The organism is Streptomyces sp. NPDC051738 (assembly GCF_044453205.1).
In the GTDB taxonomy this organism is placed as follows: Bacteria; Actinomycetota; Actinomycetes; order Streptomycetales; family Streptomycetaceae; genus Streptomyces.
The window spans coordinates 79,875-105,748 of record NZ_JBITCM010000030.1 but is presented as its reverse complement, the minus strand read 5'-3'; the positions used below and the strand labels follow the sequence as shown (position 1 = coordinate 105,748).

The 25,874-nt window shown below is 71.3% G+C and carries 22 protein-coding genes and 1 pseudogene; 15 read left to right on the top strand and 8 right to left on the bottom strand.

What is annotated here, in order from left to right:
- A pseudogene (locus tag ACIA8X_RS43165) lies at positions 1–125 on the top strand (precorrin-8X methylmutase); the annotation flags it as partial.
- A 77-nt stretch (positions 126–202) separates the two neighbouring features.
- On the opposite strand, the gene ACIA8X_RS43160 reads toward ACIA8X_RS43165, so the two are convergent.
- The 3 genes from ACIA8X_RS43160 to ACIA8X_RS43150 form a co-directional block, all read right to left on the bottom strand.
- The gene (locus ACIA8X_RS43160; RefSeq protein WP_393459535.1) at positions 203–991 is read right to left on the bottom strand and encodes a S1 family peptidase; all 789 of its coding nucleotides are present in this window, start codon (positions 989–991) and stop codon (positions 203–205) included.
- 267 nt (positions 992–1,258) lie between these two features.
- Positions 1,259–4,102: an AAA family ATPase gene (locus ACIA8X_RS43155; protein ID WP_393459532.1), complete on the bottom strand. Its 2,844-nt coding sequence runs from the start codon at positions 4,100–4,102 to the stop codon at positions 1,259–1,261.
- A gap of 201 nt (positions 4,103–4,303) precedes the next feature.
- Complete coding sequence (locus ACIA8X_RS43150; protein ID WP_399460595.1) at positions 4,304–5,134, bottom strand: response regulator transcription factor; 831 nt, start codon at positions 5,132–5,134, stop codon at positions 4,304–4,306.
- 123 nt (positions 5,135–5,257) lie between these two features.
- Between ACIA8X_RS43150 and ACIA8X_RS43145 the strand changes: the two genes are divergently transcribed.
- Together ACIA8X_RS43145 and ACIA8X_RS43140 are read left to right on the top strand one after the other, a co-directional pair.
- Complete coding sequence (locus ACIA8X_RS43145) at positions 5,258–6,928, top strand: AMP-binding protein (RefSeq protein WP_399460594.1); 1,671 nt, start codon at positions 5,258–5,260, stop codon at positions 6,926–6,928.
- Positions 6,925–8,520 (top strand): AMP-binding protein, encoded by a 1,596-nt coding sequence (locus tag ACIA8X_RS43140; RefSeq protein WP_399460593.1) that lies wholly within the window; start codon positions 6,925–6,927, stop codon positions 8,518–8,520. The genes ACIA8X_RS43145 and ACIA8X_RS43140 overlap by 4 nt, the downstream gene beginning before the upstream one ends.
- A gap of 22 nt (positions 8,521–8,542) precedes the next feature.
- On the opposite strand, the gene ACIA8X_RS43135 is transcribed toward ACIA8X_RS43140, so the two are convergent.
- Both ACIA8X_RS43135 and ACIA8X_RS43130 read right to left on the bottom strand, forming a co-directional pair.
- The gene (locus ACIA8X_RS43135; protein WP_393459520.1) at positions 8,543–9,046 is read right to left on the bottom strand and encodes a GNAT family N-acetyltransferase; all 504 of its coding nucleotides are present in this window, start codon (positions 9,044–9,046) and stop codon (positions 8,543–8,545) included.
- A gap of 235 nt (positions 9,047–9,281) precedes the next feature.
- Positions 9,282–10,004: a hypothetical protein gene (locus tag ACIA8X_RS43130; RefSeq protein ID WP_393459517.1), complete on the bottom strand. Its 723-nt coding sequence runs from the start codon at positions 10,002–10,004 to the stop codon at positions 9,282–9,284.
- A gap of 230 nt (positions 10,005–10,234) precedes the next feature.
- On the opposite strand from ACIA8X_RS43130, the gene gcl reads away from it, so the two are divergent.
- Positions 10,235–12,019, top strand: a complete 1,785-nt coding sequence (gene gcl, locus ACIA8X_RS43125) for a glyoxylate carboligase (protein WP_399460592.1) — start codon at positions 10,235–10,237, stop codon at positions 12,017–12,019.
- Positions 12,020–12,669: 650 nt separating this feature from the next.
- Here gcl and ACIA8X_RS43120 read toward each other — a convergent pair.
- From ACIA8X_RS43120 to ACIA8X_RS43110, 3 genes are all read right to left on the bottom strand, one after another.
- Complete coding sequence (locus ACIA8X_RS43120; RefSeq protein WP_399460591.1) at positions 12,670–14,127, bottom strand: catalase; 1,458 nt, start codon at positions 14,125–14,127, stop codon at positions 12,670–12,672.
- A 201-nt stretch (positions 14,128–14,328) separates the two neighbouring features.
- Complete coding sequence (locus tag ACIA8X_RS43115; protein WP_393459508.1) at positions 14,329–15,219, bottom strand: 2-hydroxy-3-oxopropionate reductase; 891 nt, start codon at positions 15,217–15,219, stop codon at positions 14,329–14,331.
- A 144-nt stretch (positions 15,220–15,363) separates the two neighbouring features.
- Positions 15,364–16,221, bottom strand: a complete 858-nt coding sequence (locus tag ACIA8X_RS43110) for a TIM barrel protein (protein ID WP_399460590.1) — start codon at positions 16,219–16,221, stop codon at positions 15,364–15,366.
- 198 nt (positions 16,222–16,419) lie between these two features.
- On the opposite strand from ACIA8X_RS43110, the gene ACIA8X_RS43105 reads away from it, so the two are divergent.
- The 11 genes from ACIA8X_RS43105 (at position 16,420) to ACIA8X_RS43055 (ending at position 25,772) form a co-directional block, all read left to right on the top strand.
- Entirely contained in the window at positions 16,420–16,668 is a 249-nt protein-coding gene (locus tag ACIA8X_RS43105; RefSeq protein WP_393459502.1) for a DUF6400 family protein, read from the top strand.
- Positions 16,655–16,903 (top strand): hypothetical protein, encoded by a 249-nt coding sequence (locus ACIA8X_RS43100; protein WP_393459499.1) that lies wholly within the window; start codon positions 16,655–16,657, stop codon positions 16,901–16,903. Before ACIA8X_RS43105 ends, ACIA8X_RS43100 begins: the two co-directional genes overlap by 14 nt.
- Before the next feature lie 131 nt (positions 16,904–17,034).
- Positions 17,035–18,765 carry an enoyl-CoA hydratase-related protein gene (locus ACIA8X_RS43095; protein ID WP_393459496.1) on the top strand — a complete coding sequence of 577 codons (1,731 nt, stop codon included), beginning with the start codon at positions 17,035–17,037 and terminating at the stop codon, positions 18,763–18,765.
- Between the two features lie 138 nt (positions 18,766–18,903).
- On the top strand, positions 18,904–19,992 hold the full coding sequence (locus tag ACIA8X_RS43090; RefSeq protein ID WP_393459493.1) for a hydrogenase expression protein HypE: 1,089 nt from the start codon (positions 18,904–18,906) through the stop codon (positions 19,990–19,992).
- 89 nt (positions 19,993–20,081) lie between these two features.
- Complete coding sequence (locus ACIA8X_RS43085) at positions 20,082–21,866, top strand: nickel-dependent hydrogenase large subunit (protein WP_393459490.1); 1,785 nt, start codon at positions 20,082–20,084, stop codon at positions 21,864–21,866.
- A complete protein-coding gene (locus ACIA8X_RS43080) occupies positions 21,863–22,396 on the top strand; it encodes a hypothetical protein (RefSeq protein WP_399460589.1) in 534 nt (177 codons plus the stop codon). Before ACIA8X_RS43085 ends, ACIA8X_RS43080 begins: the two co-directional genes overlap by 4 nt.
- Positions 22,393–23,022 carry a DUF5947 family protein gene (locus ACIA8X_RS43075; RefSeq protein ID WP_393459484.1) on the top strand — a complete coding sequence of 210 codons (630 nt, stop codon included), beginning with the start codon at positions 22,393–22,395 and terminating at the stop codon, positions 23,020–23,022. The genes ACIA8X_RS43080 and ACIA8X_RS43075 overlap by 4 nt, the downstream gene beginning before the upstream one ends.
- Entirely contained in the window at positions 23,019–23,702 is a 684-nt protein-coding gene (locus ACIA8X_RS43070) for a DUF6084 family protein (RefSeq protein ID WP_393459481.1), read from the top strand. Before ACIA8X_RS43075 ends, ACIA8X_RS43070 begins: the two co-directional genes overlap by 4 nt.
- Positions 23,699–25,114, top strand: coding sequence for a hypothetical protein (locus ACIA8X_RS43065; RefSeq protein WP_399460588.1), 1,416 nt, complete (start codon positions 23,699–23,701; stop codon positions 25,112–25,114). Before ACIA8X_RS43070 ends, ACIA8X_RS43065 begins: the two co-directional genes overlap by 4 nt.
- Positions 25,111–25,647, top strand: coding sequence for a hydrogenase maturation protease (locus tag ACIA8X_RS43060; RefSeq protein WP_393459475.1), 537 nt, complete (start codon positions 25,111–25,113; stop codon positions 25,645–25,647). Before ACIA8X_RS43065 ends, ACIA8X_RS43060 begins: the two co-directional genes overlap by 4 nt.
- Positions 25,648–25,658: 11 nt before the next feature.
- The gene (locus ACIA8X_RS43055; protein ID WP_393459472.1) at positions 25,659–25,772 is read left to right on the top strand and encodes a DUF6893 family small protein; all 114 of its coding nucleotides are present in this window, start codon (positions 25,659–25,661) and stop codon (positions 25,770–25,772) included.
- Positions 25,773–25,874 lie beyond the last annotated feature (102 nt).

The window sequence follows — 25,874 nt, the reverse complement described above, 5'->3', positions numbered from 1 at the left end:
CCGCCGTCATCGGTGTGCCGGTCGGCTTCATCGGTGCCGCCGAGTCCAAGGACGCCCTGGCCGCCCATCCGTCCGGCCTGGACCACCTGGTCGTGGGGGGGGGGGGGGGGGGGGGGGGCCCCGCCCCCCCCCCCCCCCCCCCCCCCCCCCCTGGTCTTGCACCTGAGGTGTGCTCAGGAGACCTTCTGGGCGCCGTTCCCGGCTACGACTCGACCTGTTCGGTCACCTCGTCCGAGAAGGTGGTCAGCCGGGTGTAGACACCCGGGTAACCGGCCTGGGCGCAGCCCTCACCCCAGGAAACTATCCCTGCCAGGACGCCCCCGATGAGCAGGGGACCGCCGCTGTCGCCCTGGCAGGTGTCAACGCCGCCGGAGGAGTATCCGGCGCAGACCATGTCGGACTGGATGAAGTCCGAACCGTACGAGCTGCCGCAGCTGGAGTCGGAGACGGTCGGCACGGTCGCCGTCCGCAGCTGGTTGGAGGAGCTGCCGCCCGAGGAAGTGGTGCCCCAGCCGACGATGCGCGCGGTGGTGCCGGCCGCGTACACACCGGTGTCCGAGGAGTCGACGTAGGAGGCCGTCGTGTACGGCATCGAGGTCGAGAGGGTCAGCACGGCCACGTCGTTGCCGTTCGTGGCGTCCGTGTAGTCCGGGTGGATCCAGATGTCGCTGACCTGGCTGACCGTGCCGTTCGTGCCGTTGCGGTAGGTGCGGCCGCCGACGACCCGGACGCTGCTGGTGGTCTCGTCGACCATACAGTGCGCCGCGGTGACGACCTTGGTCGCGGAGACGAGCGTGCCACCGCAGAACTGGCTCTGCGAGGCGTCCGTGATCTGCATGACGTACGGGTACGCGGACGCCGTGGTCGTCGTACCGCCCACGATGCGCGTGGACGCGGCCTCAGCGGTGGGGGCGCTGAGCAGTGCGGCCGCTGCGGCGGCCACGGTCGCCGTGACGACAGCGGTGTTTCTGGCACGGGTGAGCCCGAACATGAGTCTCCTCATTGGGTGTTGCCGGTGGGGGGTCGCGCGGGTGTGGGGGGTTGAGCACGGGGGCCGCGGGACCGACCTCCGTGTGCCCGGCGAGCGGCACATCCACAAGGTAGGTCCCGGAAGTTCCCCTTCCCAATGAGGGAACCCCCTAAGGGAGTTGGGCAGGGAAAACCCTCGGTCGTGCCGGATAAACCCGCGCAGGCCGACAAGGACGGGTGAACTCAGGTCGTACGGCGCTTCGAACGCGCCTCGCCCGGCGCCCCGGACTCAGGTCGTACGACGTCCCGCCGCGAGTCTGACGATGTCGACCCGCGATCGGATCCCCAGCTTGCGATAGACCCGGGTAAGTGTCGCTTCGACCGTTTTGACGCTGATGAACAGACGCCCGGCGATCTCCCGATTGGTCGCGCCCTCCATCACGAGCGCGGCGACCTGACGTTCCATCGAGGCGAGGCCGTCCAGCCCGTCCAGCCCGTCCGGCGTGGTGCCGGGGACGGGCACCGCCTGCGCGGGGCGCGCGTCGGAAGCCGACTCGGAGGCCGCCTCGACCGCCGCCTCGACCAGCCGCAGCCAGGGCAGAGCCCGGCAGCGGCGGAACAGCCGGGCCGCCTCGTCGTACGACGTCGGGCCGGGCGCGCCGGTGCGCAGCTGGGCCAGGGCGAAGGCGGCGCGGGCCTCCTCCAGGCCGTAGCCCAGCTTGCCGAGCCGGTCCTGTGCCGACGTCAACTGGGCCACGGCGGCGTCCTGTTCGCCCCGTGCCGCGCGGATCAGCGCCTCGGCGCGGTCGAGGACGGCCAGCACGCTCTCCCGGTTCAGCCGCAACGCGTGCCCGCGCGTGACGTCGATGACGTCCTGCGCCTCCGCGAACTCCCCGCTGCGCACCAGGGCCTCGGCGAGGTCGCCGTGCCAGCGACCGCGCGCCGGGTCGGTGATGCCGAGGCCCTGCTCGACCTCGCGCACCCGGCGCAGCGAACGGACCGCCGCCTGCGTGTCCCCCGCCACCAGCTGGGCGTGGCCGAGGGCGGCCAGGGCACGGGAGACGTACATCTGGTCGCCGTCCTCCTCGGCGTGCTCCACCGCTTCCCGCGCCAGCGCGAGGGCCCGGTCCACCTCCCCGCCCGCGGCCTCCGCGAGCGAGGTCAGCACCGCCGAGGCCACCTCGCCGATCCCGGTGTCGCGGGCCAGCCGTAGGCTCTCGCGGGCCAGGTCGAGGGCGCGTCCGCAGTGGCCGGAGTGCAGCTCGGTCTCGGCGATCCCGCGCAGGAAGTGCACCTCGCTCTCCACCCACCCGTGCCGGCGCACCTCACGCAGCAGCGCGGTGACCGCCGCCCGCGCCTCGGGCAGCTGGTCGCTCATGATCAGCCAGCGGAAGCGGGAGTACCCGGCGCCGTTGTGATGGCACGCCACCCTCGGGTCCTGGGGCTCCTCCAGCGCGCGCCGGATCGTCGCGGGGGCGTCCGGGTGGCCCATGAGGGTCTCGATCTGGGCCCGGAAGGCGAGCGCCATGAGCTCCGTGTACCGGTCGCCGGCCCGCGCGGCCAGCTCCGCCGAGTACGCCGCCTCCTCCCGGGCCTCGTCGAAGTCGCCCTTCACGAGCAGGGCGCGCCACGTCAGCTGGTAGTGGACCAGGGCTAGCAGTTGCGGGTCGTCGCCCGCGTCGGCCAGCGCCTGCGGGAAGATCGCGTCGACCTCGTTCATGGCATGGCCGGCCGTGTCGATCACGGCGATCCAGGCCCGCACCCGCTCCGCCGGCACGGTCGTCCGGGCCAGCACCTCGCGGGCGATGTCCCGGGCGAGGTCCAGCTCCCCGGCGGTGATCGCGTCCTCGACGGCCCGCAGCCGCAGGGCCTCCGGGCTCGGATCCCCGTCCGCCGGGGTGTGCCGGGCGGCGAGCAGGCAGAGCTGCGCGGCGACCGACGGCGCTCCCCGGTCCCGGGCCAGGGTCGCGGCCTCGGCGAGGCGGGCGGCGACCTCGGGGTCGGTGCCGGTGGTCGCGAGGGCCAGGTGCCGGGCGCGTTCGATCGGGTCGGAGGCGGCCGTGGACAGCGCGGCGTGCGCGGCGCGGCGCTCCTGCGCGGGCGCCTCCGCGTACAGCGCGGCGGAGATCATCGGGTGCGCGAACCGTACGGCGGGCCCCTCGGGCTCGGTCGCCAGCAGCCCCAGCCCGGCGGCCTGGGCGGTCTCGGCCTCGGCGTTGTCACGGCCGGCCGCGTGCAGCAGGGCCAGCGTGGGGCGGGCACCGGCGCTCGCGACCAGGAGGGTGCGGCGGGCCTCCTCCGACAGCATCTCCAGGCGGTTCAGCACCAGGGCGCGCAGCGAGGTGGGCACCGGCAGGGGTTCGCCGGGGCGGGGCGGGGTGGGGTTCTCGGCGAGGGCGCGGCCCAGTTCGAGGGCGAACAGGGCGTTGCCGCCGCTGGTGCGGTGGATGTCCCGGACCGTGGAGCGGGGCAGGCCGGTGAAGCCGCGATGGTCGAGGAGAGTGGACATCTGGGCGCGGGAGAGGGGGCCCAGCCGTACGGCGAGGGTGTCCGGCGGAGACGCGCGTAGATGGCGGTCGTACTCCTGGCCCTCGGTCCGCACCGCGAACAGCATCCGCACCGGGGTGTCCCCGAGGCGGCGGGCGGCGAAGCCGAGGAGTTCGGCGCTGGCCGGGTCGAGCCACTGGAGGTCGTCGGCGACGACGAGGACGGGGCCGCTGTCGGCGAGGGCGCGCAGGGCGGACAGCACGGCCAGGCGCAGGGCGAGGCCGTCGCGCTGGAGGGTGGACTCGCCGCGGCCGGTGAGCGCCGCCTCCAGGGCGGTGAGCTGGGCGGTGGGGAGCCGGTCGGACACCTCGTCCAGGACCAGCCCGAGGAGGTCGGCCAGGGCGAGGAAGGGGAGGTGGGATTCGGACTCCGTGGGCGAGCAGCGCAGCACGGTGCGTGCCGACCCGCCGCATTCCGTGGCCAATGCCCGCAGGATCGTCGACTTCCCAATTCCGGCGGGCCCGTGAAGCAGCACGCTGCCGCCCCGCCCGAGCTGCTCACGCGCGGCGCTGACCAGCTCCTCCCTGCCGATGACCTGGTCGGGGCGGCATCTGGCAGGCTCCTTGAAGTCCCGTCGCACGGTCACCGCTCCCCTCCGTGTGTCGTGTTCGGGCCAATATTAGGCAACGGATCTTTGAAATTCGGACCGAAGGCATGGTGAGGCAAATAACAACCATGGAGCATGGATAAATTCAAGGCTCGGGTGAATGAAAGAGCGTCGTCCGAACGGGCCGCCGGAGGGCGGGCGGCCTGCGGCCCTGTGCGTCGGCCGTGCGGCCCCGCCGCTCTACGGCAGCAGCCTCGCCCGGCGAGCCGCCACCACCGCCTCACCGCGGGTGTGCGTGCCCAGCTTGCGCATGGCCGAGCGCAAATAGCCCTTGACCGTCTCCGCCCGCAGCCCCAGCCGCTCGGCGGTGGCAGCGTTCGTGGCACCGGCGGCCACACACGCCAGCACGTCCAGTTCGCGGGGCGCCAGTCGCACTGCGTCCGGCGTGGTCCCATCCGCCAGCAGGCCGCAGGCCGCCAGGAGCTCCGCGCGCAGGGCGGGGTCGCCGATGCGCGGGGCCAGCGCCCGCAGCGCGGCGTGCGCCTCGCGGACCTGCTCCCACGCGGCGCCCCGGTCGGACGGCACCGGCTGCGGACGCGCCGCCGCCAGCAGCCCCCGCACCTCGTCCCGCACCACCAGCGCCTGCTCCACGTCCCGCGCCGCGTCCACGGCCGCCGTCAGCGTGCGGTCGCCCAAGGGCTGGGCGGTGCGCAGGGCGCCGTACAGGACACCGCGCACCCGGCGCCGTACGACGACCGGGACCGCCACCACCGAGCACAGCCCCTCCATGGCGACCGCGGCGTCGTACTCATGGGTGATCTGCCGTGAGGCCGAGTAGTCCGTGACCGCGCAGGGGCGGGCGAGGGCGACGGCCTTGCCGCCCAGGCCGTTGCCGGCGGTCACCGCGAGTCTGCGCAGGGACTCGGTGGCCGTGCCGTTCAGTTCGCTGATGCGCATCCGCCGGTGCCCGGCCTCGACCAGGCCGCCGAACGCGACCGGGAGGCCGGTCGAGCGCCGCAGGCGCACCAGCGCGCCCCTTATGTCCACCGATGCGGCCGCGTCCACTGCCACGTGCTCGCCCTTTCACCCGCTGTTTTCCGAGCGCACACCCCCGTTCGGGGGTAGTGAGACCCACGTCACGGATTACACGATGACAGAGAGCCGCCCGGCAAGGTCCGGTATCTAGGAGGACAGATGACGACGGGGACGGAGCTGTTCCGCAGTGCGCGGGACTTTCTGCTTCAGCACCGCGAGGATTACGCCACCGCCTACGAGGGCTTCGCCTGGCCGCGCCCCGACCGCTTCAACTGGGCGCTCGACTGGTTCGACGTGATCGCCGCGGGGAACGACCGCCCCGCGCTGCACATCGTCGAGGAGGACGGCACCGAGGTCCGGGTGTCGTTCGCCGAGATGGCCGAACGGTCCGCCCGCGTCGCCAACTGGCTGCGAGCCCGAGGCGTCCGGCCCGAGCACCGCGTCCTCGTCATGCTCGGCAACCAGGTGGAGCTGTGGGAGACCGCCCTCGCCGCCATGAAGCTGGGCGCGGTCGTCATCCCGGCCACCCCGTTGCTCGGCGCGGCCGACCTGCGCGACCGGGTGGAGCGCGGACGCGTCCGGTATGTGCTGGTGCGCGCCGAGGACACCGGCAAGTTCGACGATGTGCCCGGCCGCTACACGCGCATCACCGTCGGCGGGGCGCGCGAGGGATGGCAGACCTACGAGGACGCGTACGCCGCCTCCGCCGAGTTCACCCCCGACGGGCCGACCGGGGCCGACGACCCGCTGATGCTCTACTTCACCTCCGGCACCACCGCCCGCCCCAAGCTGGTCGAGCACACCCACAGCTCCTACCCCATCGGGCACCTGGCCACCATGTACTGGATCGGCCTCAAGCCCGGCGACGTGCACCTGAACATCTCCTCGCCCGGCTGGGCCAAGCACGCCTGGTCCAACCTCTTCGCGCCGTGGAACGCGGAGGCGACCGTCTTCATCCACAACTACACGCGCTTCGACGCCGCCCGGCTGATGGCCGAGATGGACCGCGCCGGCGTCACCACCTTCTGCGCCCCGCCGACCGTCTGGCGCATGCTCATCCAGGCCGACCTGAGCGCGCTGCGCACCCCACCGCGCGAGGTCGTGGCCGCGGGAGAGCCCCTGAACCCCGAGGTCATCGAGCAGATCCGGCGCGCCTGGGGCGTCACCATCCGGGACGGCTTCGGACAGACCGAGACCGCCGTCCAGGTCTCCAACAGCCCCGGCCAGCCCCTGAAGACCGGCTCCATGGGCCGCCCAAGCCCCGGCTTCCGCGTCGAACTCCTCGACCCGGTCAGCGGCGCACCCGGCGTCGACGAGGGCGAGATCGCCCTCGACCTGTCCGCCCGCCCCGTCGGAGTGATGACCGGCTACCACGGCGACGCCGACCGTACGGCGGAGGCGATGGCCGGCGGCTACTACCGCACCGGCGACATCGGCTCCCGGGACGCCGACGGATACATCACCTACGTCGGGCGGGCCGACGACGTCTTCAAGGCGTCCGACTACAAGATCAGCCCCTTCGAGCTGGAGAGCGCCCTGCTGGAGCACGAGGCGGTGGCCGAGGCGGCCGTCGTGCCCGCGCCGGACGAGCTGCGGCTCGCGGTGCCCAAGGCGTACGTCGTCCTGGCGGAGGGCTGGGAGCCCGGGCCCGACACGGCCAAGGTGCTCTTCGAGCACTCGCGGGAGGTGCTGGCGCCTTACAAGCGCGTGCGCCGCCTGGAGTTCGCGCCGCTGCCCAAGACCGTCTCCGGCAAGATCCGCCGCATCGAGCTGCGCGAGGCCACGGCGGCGGGCTCGGACGCCGAGTACCGCGAGGAGGACTTCCGGTGACCGCACAGCTGTCGTACACGCATGGCACGAGCGGGACCGCGCTGCTCGGGGACACGATCGGGGCCAACCTGGACCGGGCGGTCGCCGCCTGGCCGGACCGGGAGGCGCTGGTGGAGGTGGCGTCCGGGCGGCGCTGGAGCTACGCCCAATTCGCCGCCGACGTCGACGAGTTGGCGTACGCGCTGATCGCGAGCGGGGTCGCCAAGGGCGACCGGGTGGGCATCTGGGCGGTCAACTGTGCCGAGTGGGTGCTGGTCCAGTACGCCACCGCCCGCATCGGCGCGATCATGGTGAACATCAACCCGGCCTACCGCACCCATGAGGTCGAGTACGTCCTCAACCAGGCCGGCATCTCCCTCCTCTTCGCCTCCCTAGGTCACAAGACGAGCGACTACCGGGCGATGGTCGAGCAGGTGCGGGGCAGGTGCCCGCAGTTGCGGGAGACGGTGTACATCGGCGACCCGAGCTGGGCGGCGCTGCTCGCGCGTGGGACACCGGTGCCGTACGAGGCGCTGTCCTGCGACGACCCGATCAACATCCAGTACACGTCGGGCACGACGGGCTTCCCCAAGGGGGCCACCCTCTCCCACCACAACATCCTCAACAACGGCTACTTCGTCGGCGAGATGATCGCCTACAGCGAGCAGGACCGGGTCTGCATTCCCGTGCCCTTCTACCACTGCTTCGGCATGGTCATGGGAAACCTGGCGGCCACTTCCCACGGCGCCTGCATGGTGATCCCGGCACCCTCCTTCGACCCGAAGGCCACCCTGGAGGCCGTCCAGCAGGAGCGCTGCACCTCGCTCTACGGCGTCCCGACCATGTTCATCGCGGAGCTGAACCTCCCCGACTTCGCCTCGTACGACCTCTCCTCGCTCCGCACCGGCATCATGGCGGGCTCGCCCTGCCCGGTGGAGGTGATGAAGCGGGTGGTCGGCGAGATGAACATGGCCGAGGTGTCCATCTGCTACGGCATGACGGAGACCTCGCCCGTCTCGACTCAGACCCGCCGCGACGACGACCTGGAGCACCGCACCGGCACGGTCGGCCGGGTGCTCCCGCACATCGAGGTGAAGATCGTCGACCCGGCGACCGGAGTGACCCAGCCGCGCGGCACGGCGGGGGAGCTGTGCACCCGCGGCTACAGCGTGATGCTCGGCTACTGGAACGAGCCCGAGAAGACCGCCGAGGCCGTCGACGCCGGCCGCTGGATGCACACCGGCGACCTCGCGACGATGCGCCAGGACGGCTACGTCGAGATCGTCGGCCGCATCAAGGACATGATCATCCGGGGCGGCGAGAACATCTACCCGCGCGAGATCGAGGAGTTCCTGTACGCCCACCCCAAGATCGCGGACGTCCAGGTCGTCGGCGTCCCGCACGAGCGGTACGGCGAGGAAGTACTGGCGTGCGTCATCCCGCGCGATCCGGGTGACCCGCCGACGCTGGAGGAACTGCACGCCTTCTGCGCCGGGCAACTGGCGCACTACAAGATCCCGAGCGGCCTGCGGATCCTCGGCTCGTTCCCGATGACGGTGTCGGGGAAGGTGCGGAAGATCGAGCTGCGGGAGCGGTACGCCACGGGCGGCTAGGGGTCCGTCCGCCGGGCAGTCCCTAGTCGCGGCGCATACAGACCCGGGGCCACCTGTCGAGGCCGAGCTCCGCCTCGTGGGCGCGGATCCTCCGTAGCCCGGGGGTGAGCTCGGTGTCGTCCAGGACGTGGAAGCCGAGGCGGGTGTAGTACGGCGCGTTCCACGGGACCTCGGTGAATGTGGTCAGGGTGAGGCCGGTCAGGCCCTCGTCGCGGGCGCGGTCGGCGGCGTACGCGAGGAGGGTCCGGCCCACGCCCCGGCGGGCGGCGTCCGGGTGCACCGAGACCTGCTCGACGTGCAGGGCGCCGTCGACGGGCTCGCCGATCAGATAGCCGATGGGCCCGTTGCCGTCGTCGCAGGCCACCCACGCGCGGCCCGCCCGCCGGAAGCCTTCCAGGACGTCCAAGGCGGGCGGCTCGTCGTCGGCGATCGCCGCCATGCCGAGGGCACGGAACGGGGTGCCCGCGGCGCGCTCGATGTCCTGGAGGGCCGGAAGCTCGGCGGGCGTGACGGGGCGGATGTGCATGAGGAGAGTGTCCGCCGGGGACCGCAGGGGGCGCGAGCGGATTACCGGGCGCCCGACCCGACTTCGGCAGGTCCGTGAACGGCCCTTCTGAACGCCGGTCGGTGTATTTCAGCCCGTTAGGGGTCCCCCTCTGGGGGAGTTTGAGGACGAGGCCCCTTCAGGGCCGAAGCGGGGGTCTGGGGGCCGCAGGCCCCCAGGGACGGGACGGGTAGGGGCGGCGGGGGCGAGAACAGGTTCACCGGGCACCCGTCGCGTCCAGATCGTCGGCGAGGCTGTTGACTGGCTGCGGGGTGCCCGTGAGGTCGAGGACGAACAGGGGGACGCCCAGGGTGTCGGCCCGGGTGCGGGCGTCGGGGGCGTATCCGGCGAGGGAGAAGTAGACGCAGGCCGTGGACTCCGTCATGGCCGTCAGCCACAGACACTCCACGTCCCGCAGGGAGGCCGGCTGTACGGTCGGGTCGACCTGGGCGAGCAGGCCGTGGGCGGCGATGCCGATGCCGGTCGGTGGCCGCTGGTCGGCGCGGCGGATGTCCCGGTAGCCGAGCCAGCGCAGATAGACGGCGGCCGCCGTGACCGCGTCGCGCGCGGTGCGGATCGTGACGGGCTGGAAGACACGGCGCGCGGCCGGCGCCTCGCGCTGCGGCGGCTCGGTGGCGTCCTGCGATGTGCCCGTGGACTCCTGCCGCGCACCGGTGGCCTCCTGCGCCACCGGAACGCGCAGCACCGTCCCGCAGGGGCAGCCCAGCTCCGGGCGGGGCCACTCGCCGTCCCGGCCGCACGCCGTACAGCGCACGCTGATCCATTCGTCGTCCCAGGTGCGATGGACGGCGGCCGTGGCGATCCCGGTCGGGTCCAGGGTGGGTGTGACGGGCACCCCGCACTCACACGGATACGCGGGTGCCTCGTAGAGATGCTCGCGCCGGCAGGCCGGGCAGCGCACCGACACGCTCTCGGACATGGCCACTCCAGGACGACCTCGCATCGGGACAGCGCTCCCATCGTCCTCCAGAACGCGCCTGGTTGTCCGCCCCTTGACGCTCTTCACCCTCCCACCTACATTACTTCCAGATAGTAGAAAATAGTTTCCGCGATACGGAAAATCGGCTCGCGGAACTGTCATCGTCACGGAATTGCTCACCGCGGGGCGCGACGGGAGTGCGAATCCGACAGCCGAAGCAGGAGTACTCAATGGCTCGTATGACCGCTGCCCGCGCGGCAGTCGAGATCCTCAAGCGCGAGGGCGTCAGCAACGCGTTCGGCGTGCCGGGCGCGGCGATCAACCCCTTCTACGCGGCACTCAAGGCCTCCGGTGGCATCCAGCACACCCTGGCCCGCCATGTGGAGGGCGCCTCGCACATGGCGGAGGGCTACACGCGCACGCACCCGGGCAACATCGGCGTCTGCATCGGCACGTCCGGCCCGGCCGGCACCGACATGATCACCGGCCTCTACTCCGCGATCGGCGACTCGATCCCGATCCTGTGCATCACCGGCCAGGCACCGACCGCCGTGATCCACAAAGAGGACTTCCAGGCCGTCGACATCGCCTCGATCGCCAAGCCGGTCACGAAAATGGCGGTGACCGTCCTGGAGGCCGCCCAGGTTCCCGGCGTCTTCCAGCAGGCCTTCCACCTGATGCGCTCCGGCCGTCCCGGCCCGGTCCTCATCGACCTGCCGATCGACGTCCAGCTCACCGAGATCGAGTTCGACCCGGAGACGTACGAGCCCCTCCAGGCCTACAAGCCGGCCGCGACCCGCGCCCAGATCGAGAAGGCGATCGGGATGCTGAACGCGTCCGAGCGCCCCCTGATCGTCGCGGGCGGCGGTGTCATCAACGCCGACGCCGCCGAACTCCTCGTCGAGTTCGCCGAGTTGACCGGCACGCCGGTCGTCCCGACCCTGATGGGCTGGGGCCTGCTGCCCGACGACCACGAGTTGAACGCCGGCATGGTGGGCCTGCAGACCTCGCACCGCTACGGCAACGCGACCTTCCTGGAGTCCGACTTCGTCCTCGGCATCGGCAACCGCTGGGCCAACCGCCACACCGGCAAGCTCGACGTCTACACGGCCGGCCGGAAGTTCGTCCACGTCGACATCGAGCCCACCCAGATCGGCAAGATCTTCGCCCCGGACTACGGCATCGCGTCCGACGCGAAGGCGGCCCTGGAGCTGTTCGTCGAGGTGGCACGGGAGTTGAAGGCGGCCGGCAAGCTGCCCGACCGCTCCGCGTGGGCCGCCTCCGCCCAGGAGCGGAAGGCGACGCTCCAGCGCCGTACGCACTTCGACGACATCCCGATCAAGCCGCAGCGCGTCTACGAGGAGATGAACAAGGCCTTCGGCCCGGAGACCCGGTACGTCTCCACCATCGGCCTCTCGCAGATCGCCGGCGCCCAGATGCTGCACGTCTTCAAGCCGCGGCACTGGATCAACTGCGGCCAGGCGGGCCCGCTGGGCTGGACGATCCCGGCCGCGCTGGGTGTCGCCAAGGCCGACCCCGAGGCGCAGGTCGTCGCCCTGTCCGGCGACTACGACTTCCAGTTCATGATCGAGGAGCTGGCGGTCGGGGCGCAGCACAGGATCCCGTACGTCCATGTCCTGGTGAACAACTCCTACCTGGGCCTGATCCGTCAGGCGCAGCGGGCGTTCGAGATCGACTTCCAGGTCAACCTGGAGTTCGAGAACATCAACTCGCCCGAGCTGGGCGTCTACGGCGTCGACCACGTCAAGGTCGCCGAGGGCCTCGGCTGCAAGGCGATCCGGGTGACGGACCCGAGCGAACTGGGCGCGGCCTTCGAGCAGGCCAAGAAGCTCGCCGCCGAGTTCCAGGTGCCGGTCGTCGTCGAGGCGATCCTGGAGCGGGTCACCAACATCTCCATGTCGACGACCAACGACATCAGCAACGTCGTCGAGTTCGAGGAGATCGCGACGGAGCCGGGTCATGCGCCGACGTCGATCAGGACGCTGAAGGTCTGACGCGTCCACCACTGAGGGGCGGTCCAACCGAAAGGTTGGGCCGCCCCTTTGGTGTTCCCCCGTGTCCCCCGTGTTCCCCCGTCGCGGTGCCCGCCGCCCCCGTGTCGGCGGGCCCCGCGTGAGAAGAATGTGCCCGCGGCGGGGGGTGGTTGAAGCCTCCCGGCGCCTGTTCAGAGGTTGATCTGAGGGTTCCGTAGCAGGAGTACGTCCGATGGCGTACGCCGTCTGCTCGTCCCTGGACACGTCCTTCCTGGACTCCTCCTCCCTGGATACGTCCTTCCTTGGCACGCCGAAGAGCGCCGGGCACGGGACCGTCCGTACCCGGCGCTCTTCAGCCGGTGAGGTATTCGGTTGTGGCCGTCCGACGGCGCGAGGCTGGGCGCGACAGGACATTCGCGCCGCCGGACGGGGTCTTGGGGGTTCGGGACCGCGGCGGCAGCGATGGAACCGGGGGCTCCTTCCCTCAGGTCGAGAAGGAGGCCGGGACCTTCACCACCGCACTGGCTCGCACGCCGCCGCGGTCCTCACGTTGCCCGTGCCCGTTCCGAGCGACCACCCCTCATCCGGGTCGATCGGCGATGGGCCGCGGGCGTGCGTCCGGCTCTTGACCTCCAGTCAGGAGCCGTACGCAGCCTGGGAATCCAGGGGGCTCAGCCCTCGCGAAGGGCGCGGACCGCCTCCTCCACGCGCTTGCCGTACTCGGGGTCGGCGGCGTGGAAGTGGGCCAGGTTCTTCTCGATCACGTCGTCGCGGGAGACCTGGGAGAGGCCGCCGGCGATGTTGGCGATCAGGCGCGACTTCTCGTCCGCCGACATGAGGCGGTACAGCTCGCCGGCCTGGAAGAAGTGGTCGTCCTTGGTGTGCAGAGGCGCCTCGTGGGTGCCCGTGTGGCCGGTCACCGCGAGCGGGGCCGACAGCGGACGGCCGGTCTCCACCGGGCCGTCGTAGGAGTTCGGCTCGTAGTTCTTGGCGTGGCGGCCCTGGGAGTTGGTCGCCATGAAGCCGTCGCGGCCGTAGTTCTGCGCGGTCGTCGCCTTGGGCGCGTTCACCGCGAGCAGGGTGTGGTTGACGCCCAGGCGGTAGCGGTGGGCGTCCGCGTAGGCGAACAGACGGCCCTGGAGCATCTTGTCGGGGGAGGGACCGATGCCCGGCACGAAGTTGTTCGGGGAGAACGCGGCCTGCTCGACCTCGGCGAACACGTTGTCCGGGTTGCGGTCGAGGACCAGCCGGCCCACGCGCTGCAGCGGGTAGTCCTTGTGCGGCCAGACCTTGGTCAGGTCGAACGGGTTGAAGCGGTAGTCGGCCGCCTCGGCCGCCGGCATGAGCTGGACGTACAGCGTCCAGGACGGGTGCACGCCCCGCTCGATGGCCTGGAGCAGGTCCGTCTGGTGGGAGTTCGGGTCCTTGCCCGCGAGCTCCGCGCCCTGCTCGGCGCTCAGGCAGCGCACGCCCTGGTTGGTCTTGAAGTGGTACTTGACGAAGAAGGCCTCGCCGTCGGCGTTCGTCCACTGGTAGGTGTGCGAGCCGTAGCCGTTCATGTGGCGGTACGACGCCGGGATGCCCCGGTCGCCCATCAGCCAGGTCACCTGGTGCGTGGCCTCGGGGGCGTGCGCCCAGAAGTCCCAGACGTTGTCCGCCTCCTGGCGGCCGGTGAACGGGTCGCGCTTCTGGGAGTGGATGAAGTCGGGGAACTTGATCGGGTCCTTGATGAAGAAGACCGGGGTGTTGTTGCCGACGAGGTCGTAATTGCCCTCCGCCGTATAGAACTTGAGGGCGAAACCGCGCGGGTCGCGGACCGCGTCCGCACCGCCGAGGCTGTCGGCCACGGTCGAGAAGCGCAGGAACACCTCGGTCCGCTTGCCGACCGCGCTGAGGAAGTCGGCGTGGGTGAAGCCGGTGACGTCGTCGGTCACCTCGAAGTGGCCGTACGCGCCGGAGCCCCGGGCGTGCACCACGCGCTCCGGAATGCGCTCACGGTTGAAGCGGGCCAGCTTCTCCAGGAGGTGCTGGTCCTGGAGCAGGAGCGGGCCGCCGGCGCCGGCGGAGGCGGAGTTCTGGTTGTCGGCGACCGGGGCGCCGGACTCGGTGGTGAGCACGCGCTTCGACATCGTGGACCTTCCGTACGAGAGTCAGCGGGAAGCTTCGGAAAAGAACTTCCGCTTTGTGGAGCCTAGGTTTGGGGCGAACTGGACGTCAACAGTTTGTTGAAATGGTTTCCGGGCGACGCCGCCGCCTGGGCGCGACAGGACAGGTGTCAGCGGAGGCGTCGCCCGGAAGTCTTGGAGCTGCGGGTCCTAGGGCTACGAGCCTTAGAGCTGCGCCCCGGAGAGGCGCTCGACGGCCCGCAGCAGGGCCGAGTGGTCCAGGCCGCCGTCGCCCTGCGCACGCAGGGACGCGACCAGCTGGGCGACCACGGCGCCGACCGGCAGCGCGGCACCGACGTTGCGGGCGGCGTCCGTGACGATGCCCATGTCCTTGTGGTGCAGGTCGATACGGAAGCCGGGCTTGAAGTCCCGGTTCAGGAAGTTGTCCTTCTTCCGCGTCAGCACGGTCGAGCCCGCCAGGCCGCCGTTGAGGACGTCCAGCGCCGCCGTCAGGTCCACGCCGGACTTCTCCAGGAAGACCACGGCCTCGGCGCACGCCTGGATGTTCACGGCGACGATCAGCTGGTTGGCCGCCTTCACGGTCTGGCCCGAGCCGTGCGGACCGCACAGCACGATGGTCTTGCCGAGCGCGTCGAGGATCGGCTTCGCGGCGTCGAAGTCGGCCTGCTCGCCGCCGACCATGATCGACAGCACGGCCTCGATGGCGCCGGCCTCGCCGCCGGACACGGGCGCGTCCAGGACGCGGATGCCCTTGTCCTTGGCCGCCTTCGCCAGGTCGACCGAGGTCTGCGGGGTGATCGAGGACATGTCGATCAGCAGCGCCCCGGACTTCGCGTTCTCCAGGATGCCGTCGGGGCCGTAGGAGATCGCCTCCACCTGCGGGGAGGCCGGCACCATCGTGATGACGACGTCGGCGTCCTTCACGGCCTCGGCGATCGAACCGGCGACGGTGCCGCCCGCCGCGGCGAGCCGGTCCAGCTTGTCCTGCTCCAGGGTGAAGCCGGTGACCTGGTAACCGGCCTTGATCAGGTTCTCGGACATGGGGGAGCCCATGATGCCGAGGCCTATCCAGGCGATCTTGGGGAGGGTGCTCATAATGGGGTACCTCTCTGAACTGCTGTGGTACGTCTACGAATTGGCGCCGGGTGGCGGTAATCAGCCCGTCCGGCGTTTGAGGACGAGGCCCGTTCGGGGCCGAAGCGGGGGTCTGGGGGCCGCAGGCCCCCAGGGGCGGTGCCGTCAGCGGGCGGCGCGCTGCTCCACCGGCAGCCAGCCGAAGGCCTCCGCGCTCGGGCGGTCGCCCGGCTTGTACTCCAGGCCGACCCAGCCCTCGTAGCCCGCCTTCTGCAACTGGCCCAACAGTTCGGCCAGCGGCAGCGCCCCCGTGCCCGGTGCGCCGCGGCCCGGGTTGTCGGCGATCTGTACGTGGCCGGTCTTCGCGGCGTACTGCTCGATCACCGCCGGCAGGTCCTCACCGTTCATGGACAGGTGGTAGAGGTCCATCAGGAAGCGGGCGTTGCCCAGCCCCGTCGCCTCGTTGACCTTGTCGACGATGCCGACCGCGGCCGGCGCCGACACCAGCGGGTACAGCGGCGACTCGGGCTTGTTCAGGGCCTCGATCAGCAGGATCGCGCCGATCCGGTCGGCCGCCCGGGCCGCGAGGGCCAGGTTCTCCAGCGCGAGCGCGTCCTGCTCGGCCGGGTCCACGCCGTCGACGCGGTTGCCGTACAGGGCGTTGAGCGCCTTGCAGCCCAGGGATGCCGCGAAGTCGGCCGCCACGTCGATGTTGGCCCGGAACCGCTCCGACTCCTCGCCCGGGATGGACAGGGCGCCGCGGTCGGGGCCCGGGAGCTGACCGGCGTAGAAGTTCAGGCCGGTCAGCTGAACGCCCACGTCCTCGATCGCCTTCTTCAGGGCGTCGAGCTCGGACTGCTCGGGGGTGGGGGAGTCGATCCAGGGCCACCACAGCTCGACCGCGGTGAAGCCGGCCGCGGCGGCGGCCGCTGGGCGCTCCAGGAGCGGGAGTTCCGTGAAGAGGATCGACAGGTTGACGTTGAAGCGCTGGTCTGCGGCTGTGCCCAATTCAAAGCCCGGCATCGGGTCCGCGCTCCCTTCCGTGTCGAGAGATCTTATTTATTCCGCATTGCGGAAGTTGTTTTCTGCTTACTGGAAGATTGCCGTCGTGTGTCGTGGCTTGTCAAGAGGGCACATGGGCGTGCGGGGCGATCCCGACCTGCTGTGAGTTCCCCCACCCGCCCTTGCCGCGGCCAGGAAGGCTTACCTACGTTCGGTCGCATGTCCTCCTCCCGCGGCCCCGCTCCCGTCGAGTTCGCCGTCGACCTGAGCGCACACGAAATGCTCCGGCGGGCCCACGTCCTGGACGCCCTCGGCCCCGACTGGGACCCGGGCGAGGCGCTGCGCGGTGAGGAGGAGGCGTACGAGCTGCTGTACTCCGGCCTCGACGCGGAGCAGCAGCGCGTGTACGACGAGCTGGTCGCGGCCGGTGTGCTCCCGCCGCGAGTGGACGGCCATGCTGCCCCGTGACCCGCAGGCGGACATCGGCCGCCGCGCATGGGTTGCCTGCCCGAACTGCAACGACCATCGCGGATGCGGCGACTGCGAGCAGGCCCGCACCTGCTCCGAGCACTGGCGCTACCTGCTCTCCAACACGGGCAGCCTGCTGCACCTGCAGTGCCGTTCGTGCACCCATGTGTGGACCCACGAGACGGGTTTCGGTGCCACCCGCTCCGTCTGGCAGCGCATGACCGGCCGGTGGTGAGGCCGGTCGGCGGATCGCCCCCCGCTTTTCGGATGACCTCACCGTCTGTCAGCACGGACCGAAAGCCGACCTGACCGAAGATCGCGGTCGGCGGTCATCCCCGGCCGCCGTCCGTCCGCCCGGAGGCAGCCGTGCAGATCCTGCTCGTGGCCAGCGCGTTCAACAGCCTCACCCAGCGCGTCCACGCGGAGCTGCGCGACCGCGGCCACCAGGTGGCGGTGGAACTCGCCCTGCCGGACGGTTCGTTGGCGGAGACCGTACGGCGGCACGCCCCGCAGCTCGTCGTGGCGCCGATGCTGAAGACGGCGATCCCCGAGGAGGTCTGGGCGGCGTACACCTGCCTCGTCGTTCATCCGGGGCCCGTGGGCGACCGAGGGCCGTCCTCCCTGGACTGGGCCATCCATGAGGGCGCCGACCGGTGGGGCGTCACGGTTGTGCAGGCCGACGCGGAGATGGACGCGGGCGACGTCTGGGCCTCCGTGCCGTGCCGGGTTCCTCCGGTGGCCAAGAGCGACCTGTACCGGGGCGAGGTCGCCGACGCCGCGCTCGCGGCCGTCCTCCTCGCCGTGGAGCGCTTCGCGAGCGGAACCCACGTTCCGTGCAAGCAGGACGAGGCGGGCCTGGCGGGCACCCCCCTGCGCGTCCGGCCGTACCTCGACCAGAGCGTCCGGGGGATCGACTGGGCCGCGGACTCCACGGAGACCGTCGTCCGCAAGCTGCGCGCGGCGGACTCGCAGCCCGGAGTGCTGGACGTGCTGCTCGGCGGTGAGTGGTACCTGCACGGCGGCCACCCCGAGAGCGCCCTGCGCGGCCACGCCGAGAGCCCGCTGCGCGGCCACCCGGGCGAGCTCCTGGCCACCCGGTCCGGGGCGATCTGCCGGGCCACCACGGACGGCGCCGTGTGGATCCCCGAACTGCGGCCCCGACGCCTGCCCGGGCAGCCGCCCACCTTCAAGCTCCCCGCAGTGCGGGCCCTGGGCGACCGGCTGCCGCCCCTGCCGGAGCTCGCGCCGCCCCTGCTGCCCGACGAGCGGGAGGTTGCCTGGACGGACATCCGCTACCGGGAGGCCGGCAGCGTCGGCTTCCTCTCGTTCTCCTTCCCGGGCGGTGCCATGAGCACCGAGCAGTGCCTGCGCCTCCTGGACGCCTACCGGGAGGCGTGCGCCCGTCCCACAGCGGTGCTGGTGCTGGGCGGGCAGCGGGATTTCTTCTCCAACGGCATCCACCTGGGCGTCATCGAGGCCGCCGCCGACCCCGGCGCCGAGTCCTGGGCGAACATCAACGCCATCGACGACCTCGTCGAGGCGATCCTGACCACCACGGACCGGCTCGTGATCTCGGCCGTCGCGGGCAACGCCGCGGCGGGCGGGGTGATGCTCGCCCTGGCGGCCGACGAGGTGTGGTGCCGCTCCGGGGCCGTGCTGAACCCCCACTACCGCCTGATGGGGCTGTACGGCTCGGAGTACTGGACGTACACGCTGCCGCGCAGGGTTGGGCCGAGCGTGGCCGAGCGGCTCATGCGGGAGGCGCTGCCCGTGAGCTCGGCGAGCGCCCAGCGGATCGGACTGGCCGACCGGGTCGTCGACTGCGGTCCCGGCGAGTTCGCGCACGAGGTCGGCACCCTGGCGGCGCGGCTGGCGGCACTGCCGGCGACGGCCTCCCGGATCGCCGCGAAGAAGGCGGAGCTGGACCGGGAGGAGGCCACGACACCACTCGCCGCCTTCCGCGAGCGGGAGCTGGCCCGCATGCGCAGGACCTTCGACGACCCGGACGCCCCCTACCACGCCCTGCGCCGCGCCTTCGTCCACAAGCAGCGGCCCCGGTGCACCCCGGCGCACCTCGCTCCGCCCCCGGTTGCGTAAACCGGCTCTCCCACCACTGCCGCTCCTGTCACCGGAATGGCCCACGGTCGCGTTTCACCCCCACCGAACGGCTGATACGAAGAATCCGAGGGTCCGAAATGCAGGCCTTCATCCCTTACCTCCCCGGGAGGCGGTCTCATGACTGAGGCGACGCCGGACACGGTCGGCGCTGCACGCACCACGGGCGCGCCCGCCGACGAGACACCCACGATCCACATCCTCTGGATCAACGCGGGTCTGAGCTGCGACGGCGACTCGGTCGCGTTGACGGCGGCCATGCAACCGAGCATCGAGGAGATCGTCCTCGGTGCGCTGCCGGGTCTGCCGAAGATCGCCGTCCACTGGCCGCTGATCGACTTCGAGTGCGGTCCGGTCGGCGGTGCGGACACGTTCATCGAGTGGTTCTTCAAGGGCGAGCGGGGCGAGATCGACCCGTTCGTGCTGGTCGTCGAGGGGTCCGTCCCCAACGAGGCGATCAAGCCCGAGGGCTACTGGTGCGGCTTCGGGGACAACCCGGAGACCGGCCAGCCCATCACCACCAGCGAGTGGATCGACCGGCTCGCACCGAAGGCCCTGGCCGTGGTCGCCATCGGCACCTGTGCCACCTACGGCGGCATCCACGCGATGGCCGGCAACCCGACCGGCGCGATGGGCGTACCGGACTATCTCGGCTGGGACTGGAAGTCCCATGCCGGCATCCCGATCGTCTGCGTCCCCGGCTGCCCGATCCAGCCCGACAACTTCGCCGAGACGCTCACCTACCTGCTCTACCAGGCGACCGGCGCCGCCCCGATGATCCCGCTGGACGACAAGCTGCGCCCGACCTGGCTGTTCGGGGCCACCGTGCACGAGGGCTGCGACCGGGCCGGCTACTACGAGCAGGGCGAGTTCGCGGAGTCGTACGACTCGCCGAAGTGCCTGGTCAAGATCGGCTGTTGGGGCCCGGTGGTGAAGTGCAACGTGCCCAAACGCGGCTGGATGAACGGCATCGGCGGCTGCCCGAACGTCGGCGGCATCTGCATCGCCTGCACCATGCCCGGCTTCCCCGACAAGTTCATGCCGTTCATGGACGAACCCCCCGGCGCCAAGGTGTCCAGCACGGGCAGCAGCGTCTACGGCGCCGTGATCCGCAGACTGCGGACGATCACGGCCCGCACGGTGGACAAGGAGCCCAAGTGGCGCCGTACCGGAGAGCGGATCACCACCGGATACCGGCCCCCGTGGTGACGCTCCGCCACCCCTGATCCGCCTCTGCTTCGTGCACCCCCCGACACACACCTGCACACCCCGCACAACGAAGGGCACGGCAAAAGACGATGGCAGCGAGGACGAAGGCGGCCGGCGACGGCAGCGGCCTGGTGGAGATGTCCTGGGACCCGATCACCCGGATCGTCGGCAGTCTGGGCATCCACACGAAGATCGACTTCAAGCAGAAGCGGGTCGCGGAGTGCTACAGCACCTCGTCGGTCTTCCGCGGCTACAGCGTCTTCATGCGCGGCAAGGACCCGCGCGACGCCCACTTCATCACCAGCCGCATCTGCGGGATCTGCGGCGACAACCACGCCACCTGCTCGGTGTACACGCAGAACATGGCGTACGGCGTGAAGCCCCCGCACCTCGGTGAGTGGATCATCAACCTCGGCGAGTCCGCCGAGTACATGTTCGACCACAACATCTTCCAGGAGAACCTGGTCGGGGTCGACTACTGCGAGAAGATGGTCAAGGAGACCAATCCCGGCGTCCTCGAACTCGCCGAGCGCACCGAGGCCCCGCACGCCGCGGAGCACGGCTACCGCACGATCGCCGACATCATGCGCTCGCTGAACCCGCTGGAGGGCGAGTTCTACCGCGAGGCGCTCCAGGTCAGCCGCTACACCCGGGAGATGTTCTGCCTCATGGAGGGCCGCCATGTGCACCCCTCCACGCTCTACCCGGGCGGCGTCGGCACGGTCGCCTCCGTGCAGCTCTTCACGGACTACATGAGCCGCCTGATGCGGTACGTGGAGTTCATGAAGCGGGTCGTGCCCCTGCACGACGACCTGTTCGACTTCTTCTACGAGGCCCTGCCCGGGTACGAGGAGGTCGGTCGCCGGCGTGTCCTGCTCGGCTGCTGGGGCGCGCTCAACGACCCCGAGTACTGCGACTTCACCTACGCCAACATGACGAACTGGGGACGGAAGATGTTCGTCACCCCCGGCGTCATCGTCGACGGCAAGCTCGTCACCAACGACCTCACCGAGATCAACCTCGGCATCCGCATCCTGCTCGGCAGCTCCTACTACGAGGACTGGCAGGGCCAGGAGCAGTTCGTCACCCACGACCCGCTCGGCAACCCGGTGGACCCGCGCCACCCGTGGAACCAGCACACCATCCCCGCCCCGCAGAAGCGGGACTTCGACGACAAGTACAGCTGGGTGATGTCCCCGCGCTGGTTCGACGGCAAGGACCATCTCGCCCTGGACACCGGCGGCGGCCCCATCGCCCGCCTGTGGTCCACCGCCCTGTCCGGACTCGTCGACATCGGGTACGTCAAGGCCACCGGCCACAGCGTGGTCATCAACCTGCCCCGCACGATGACCAAGCCCGAGACCACCTTCGAGTGGAAGATCCCGCAGTGGAGCAACGCGCTCGAACGCAACCGTGCGCGCACCTACTTCCAGGCGTACGCCGCGGCGGTCGCCCTGCACTGTGCGGAGAAGGGCCTGGAGGAGGTCCGGGCCGGACGCACCCAGACCTGGGAGAAGTTCGAGGTCCCGGACGAGAGCATCGGCGTCGGCTTCACCGAGGCCGTCCGCGGCGTCCTCTCCCACCACATGGTGATCCGCGACGGCAAGATCGCCAACTACCACCCCTACCCGCCGACCCCCTGGAACGCCAGCGTCCGCGACAGCTACGGCACCCCGGGCCCGTACGAGGACGCCGTACAGAACACCCCGATCTTCGAGGAGAACTCCCCGGAGAACTTCAAGGGGATCGACATCATGCGCGCCGTCCGCAGCTTCGACCCCTGTCTGCCCTGCGGCGTCCACATGTACGTCGGTGGCGGCAAGACCGTGAAGAGCCTGCACGTGCCCACCGGCCTGAGCGGACTGGGCGGATGAGCGCGAGCACGACGGCGCGGCCGGTGTCCGCGGAGGAGACCGGCCGCCGGGTCGAGGAGGTCCTCGACCGGCTGGCCACCAGCGGCGACCCGGCCGTCGCCGCCGCGGCCGAGGAACTCGTCCGGTCCCTCATGGACTTCTACGGCTCCGGACTGGCCCGTGTCCTCCACCTGCTGTCGGACGCGCCCGGCGAACCACTGGCACGACTCCTCGGCGACCAGCTCGTCGCGAGCCTGCTCGTCCTGCACGACCTGCACCCCGAGGACCGTGACACCCGGATCGGCCGGGCCCTCGACAGCGTGCGGGAGCACGATCTGGACGTCGTGGGCTTCGACGAGGACAGCGGCACCCTGACGCTGCGGGCGGCCGCGACGGGCGGTGGCGGTGGCTGCGGCTGCGGCTCCGGCGCGGGCGCTCGGGAGGCCGCCGAGGCGGCGCTCGCCTGCTTCGCACCGGAGGTCAGGGCCGTCGAGGTGGAGTCGGCGCCGGCGGCGCCGGCCCTGTTGCAGATCGCGACGAAGTCCCGGTGACCGCGGCCACGGTCGGCCTGCGGAGGTTCCTCACCGAGCGACCGCCGCAGCCCGAGCGGTGCGAGCTGTGCGCGGTCGTGGTGCCCGAGGACCACCGTCACATGGTCGACACCGAGAAGCGTGCCCTCGTCTGTGTCTGCGCCGCCTGCGCGGTGCTCATGGAGCGGCCGGGCGCCGCCGAGGGCCGCTTCCGCGCGGTCCCGGCCCGCTACCTCACCGACCCGGGCCACCGCCTCGACGAGCGGGCGTGGGAGGCGCTGCGGATCCCGGTCGGCGTCGCCTTCTTCTTCCGCAACGCGGCGCTCGACCGGCTGGTCGCCCTCTATCCCAGCCCGGCGGGCGCCACCGAGAGCGAACTCGAACCGGATACCTGGAGTGAGGTCCTCGGCGGCAGCCGGCTCGCCGCACTGCTCGAACCCGACGTCGAGGCGCTCCTGCTGCGCCGCACCGACGGACAGGTCGAGTGCCACCTCGTCCCGATCGACGTCTGCTACGAACTCGTCGGCAGGATGCGCCTGTTGTGGCAGGGCTTCGACGGCGGAGCCGAGGCCCGGGCCGCCCTGGACGCCTTCTTCGAGGACGTCCGGCGCCGCGCCCGGCGCCTGGAAAAGGCGGAGCGGCCGTGACCGAGTTCTCGTTCGCCTGCACCGGCGTCCGCGCCGACCGGTACGCCGCCGGACCCACCCTCGTCTTCCGGCTGCGCGTCACCGCGTCCGGCGACACCCCCGTGCACGCCGTCGCGCTGCGCTGCCAGATCCGCATCGAACCCGCCCGCCGCGGCTACGCCCGCGCCGAGGCCGACGGCATCACGGACCTCTTCGGCGAGCGCTCCCGCTGGGGCTCCACGCTCCAGCCCGTGCAGTTCGCGCAGGTCCCACTGATGGTCTCCGCGTTCACCGGCGAGGCCGAGGCCGACCTCGTCGTCCCCTGCACCTACGACACGGACATCGCCGCGACCCGCTACCTGGACGCCCTCACCGACGGGGAGGTCCCGCTGCTGATGCTGTTCTCCGGCACGGCGTTCACCGGAAGCGGCGGGTTCCGGGTGGAGCCCGTGCCGTGGGACCGCGAGGCGGTCTTCAGGATGCCGGTCGCCACCTGGCGGGAGGCCATCGAGCAGCACTTCCCCGGCTGCGGCTGGATCCGGCTGCCCCGCGACACCATGGACGCCCTCCTCGCCTACCGCTCCCGGCACGCGCTGCCCTCCTGGGAGGCGACGCTGAAGGCGCTGCTCGACACGGCCGCCCCACCGGGGAACGACCCGCTGCGCGCGCTCACCGCCACGCTCGGAAGGACCGAACCGTGACCGCCACCGCGTTCGCCCCCGCGACCGAGGAGCGCCTCGCCCTCGCCCGGCAGGTGGCCGACGCCGTGCTCTTCGAGGGCTACGTGCTCTACCCGTACCGCGCCTCGGCCGCCAAGAACCGGCTGCGCTGGCAGTTCGGAGTGCTGGTGCCGCCCGCCTGGGGCGCCGAGTGCGAGGAGTACGACTTCCAGCACACGGAATGCCTGATGGAACCGAAGCCGGGCGCGAGCCTCTCGGTCGAGGTGCGTTTCCTGCACGCCCGGCGTCGCACCGTGCAACGCGTCCTGCCCGACGGCGACTTCGAGACCGTACCCGAACTCCACCTCGACGACCGGGTGCTAGTGCCCTGGGACGAAGGAGCCGAGGAACGCGTCGAGTTGGTCGCGCCGGTCGGACAACTGCTGGGCGACGGGGTCGATCTCCCCTTCCGGAAGCCAGCCGTCGAGGACACCGAGCCCGTCCTGGACGGCGCGGGCCGGACCGTGGGCCGACTGGTCCGGCGCAGCGCCGAGGTCAGCGGGGTGGTGCGGCTCTCCGCCCGCGAACTCGACGGCCCCTACCGGACGATGCGGCTCACCGCCGTCGTCGAGAACACCACCCCCTGGACGCCTCCGGAGGACAGCGCCGCCGACCGGGACGCGGCGCTGCCGCACTCCCTGGTCGCCACCCACCTCCTCATGGCCCTCGACACCGGTTCGTTCCTGTCGATGACCGATCCCCCCGAGTGGGCCAAGGGCGCGGTCGCCGCCTGCCGCAACCTGCACACCTGGCCCGTCCTCGCCGGGGAACCCGGCCGCGCGGACCTCGTGCTCTCCTCGCCGATCATCCTGGAGGACCACCCGGCCATCGCCCCCGAAAGCCTGGGTGCCCTCTATGACGCCACCGAGATCGACGAGATCCTCGCCCTGCGCACCGCCGCCCTCACCGACGAGGAGAAACGCGAGGCCCGCGGCACCGACGCACGGGCCGCTGCGGTCATCGACCTCGCGGACTCGATGCCGGCCGAGGTGCTGGAACGCCTGCACGGCGCGGTGCGCGGCCTGCGGGAGATCACCGGCGAGTCCGACGGCTTCCCCGACGAGTTCGCAGTGCAGCGCCCCGAGACGCCCTGGTGGGACCCGGCGAGCGACGCGGGCTTCGACCCAGAGCACGATCGGGCCATGGTCGACGGCCGGCCCGTCGGCAAGGGCAGCCGGGTCGAGCTGCGTCCCGGCCTGCGGCACACCGACGCCCAGGACCTGTTCCTCCAGGGCCGCACCGCGACCGTCGAGGCGGTGCTGCACGACGTCGACGGCACGGTGCACCTCGCCGTGACCGTCGACGGCGACCCCGGCGTCGACATCCGACGCGAGCAGGGCCGCTACCTGTACTTCCAGCCGGACGAGGTCGTAGCACTGGAGGATCCCCGATGACGCGGACGCTCGTGGCCGGCATCGGCAACACCTTCCTCGGCGACGACGGCTTCGGCGTTCAGACCGCACGCCGACTCGCCGAGCGCCGCCTGCCCGCACACATCGAGGTCGTGGACATCGGCGTACGGGGCGTACACCTCGCGTACCAGCTGCTGGACGGCTACGACACCCTCGTCCTCGTCGACGCCACGGCACGCGGCGAGGCCCCCGGCACGCTGTACGTCATCGAGTACGACGGCCCCGGCACCGACGGCACCGACGACTCCGGCGATGCCGGTCCCGCGATCGACGGCCACCGCATGACCCCCGACACCGTCCTGGCGCTGCTGGACACCCTCTGCGCCGGCACCGGCGGACATCCACCGCGGCGCGTCCTGATCGTCGGCTGCGAACCGGCCTCGGTCGACGAGGGCATGGGACTCAGCCCGCCGGTGTCCGAGGCCGTACCCCAGGCCGTTCGGCTGATCGAAGAGTTGCTGGAGGGCGGCCCGTCGGCCTGGTCACAGGCCCCGACCGCCGAAGCTTCGCCATGAGGAGAAACGGGATGAAGAAGATCATCGCTGCCGGCGCCGCCGGTGCCGCCCTGGTCGCAGCGGCCGCTATGGCCGCACAGGTGCTTCCCGACCTCAGGCGCTATCTCCGGATCCGCCGAATGTGAACTCACTCCCGGCGGGCCCCCGGCAGGCGATTGACGGGGGTGTGCCGCCGCCTTGCGTCGAACGGCTTACCCGAGGGCCCGGCCACGGCGTGCCGGGCCCGA